The sequence below is a fragment of the Commensalibacter communis genome, assembly GCF_947179015.1.
Classification (GTDB): domain Bacteria; phylum Pseudomonadota; class Alphaproteobacteria; order Acetobacterales; family Acetobacteraceae; genus Commensalibacter; species Commensalibacter communis.
Genome location: NZ_CAMXCM010000036.1, coordinates 1 through 353, shown reverse-complemented (window position 1 = coordinate 353; position 353 = coordinate 1). Strand labels below are relative to the sequence as shown.

The following is a 353-nucleotide window of genomic DNA, read 5'->3' as shown; positions in this document are numbered from 1 at the left end:
GAAATAGAAAATTTATATAAACAAAGTAAACTATTTCAGTTTAACATTAACTACTCATTACAAACCAAAAAGAAAGGTAATGAATTGTTAATTATTTCACCAAAAATAAAAGTTCCTACCATTACATCACAATATTTAACATCTACCTCCCCCGCCAGGCTTTAATGAGTGCGCATACTGCACGGATTACCAACGATAACGGAATACTGATTGCGATGATTGGAATAACCCAAGGGTCGTGGATTTTGATCCATTCGGCGTTGGTTTCCCACCACCAACGGATGATTTCAAAGAAGTTCATAGCGTTTCTCTATCCCCCTTGCAATTCTGTAAAGGGCATAGAGATTAATCAC

At 36.5% G+C, this 353-nt stretch carries 1 protein-coding gene; it reads left to right on the top strand.

All coding sequences use genetic code 11. The annotated features are described in order from the left end of the window. Positions 1-164: 164 nt before the first annotated feature. The coding region (locus tag PQG54_RS12325) for a hypothetical protein (protein WP_271807743.1) at positions 165-353 on the top strand (189 nt) is incomplete at its 3' end.